The organism is Modestobacter caceresii (assembly GCF_000761485.1).
Classification (GTDB): domain Bacteria; phylum Actinomycetota; class Actinomycetes; order Mycobacteriales; family Geodermatophilaceae; genus Modestobacter; species Modestobacter caceresii.
This window is the reverse complement of record NZ_JPMX01000130.1, coordinates 10,218-10,865: the sequence shown is the minus strand read 5'-3', so window position 1 is coordinate 10,865 and position 648 is coordinate 10,218.

The window sequence follows — 648 nt, the reverse complement described above, 5'->3', positions numbered from 1 at the left end:
CGCCGATGGTACTGCCCGGGGGACCGGGTGGGAGAGTAGGACGCCGCCGGACATAACTTCACGAAACGGGGGTCGGAGCATTGCGCTCCGGCCCCCGTTTTGTGCGTTTGTCCGCTTTCGTCGACCGACCGGACGCAGCCGCTTCAGCGGTGCGTCGGGTGGATGCGATGCCGTACAGGTGCCCCCACCGGGCGTGCGCCGTTCACCAGTGAGGTACGTAGAACACCATGACTTCTCCGCGACGAGGGCCCTCTGGCTCCGACCGTGGCCGTAGCGCCGGCGGCGCCGGTCGACCGCAGCGCCCCGCCGGGCACCGCGGGTCCCGGCCCACCGAGGGGAGCCGGGGAGCTCGACCCGCAGACGGCAGCCGTGGAGCTGCCGGGGGCGGGCGATCGTCACGTGACGATCGTCCGAACGCAACGGGGGGTGCAGGAGGCGAGTGGCGTGACCGACGTCCTGCCGGCGAGAGGTCGTCGGGTGGGCGCTCGGGGGGCGGGCGCCCGCAGGGCCAGGGCCGTCCGCAGGGCCAGGGCCGTCCGCAGGCCCAGGGCCGTCCGCAGGGGGATCGTCCGGCGTGGCAGGACCGCCGGCCTGGTGGAGACCGGCCCCAGGGGACGGGTCGTCCGCAGGGTCAGGGTCGACCGCAGA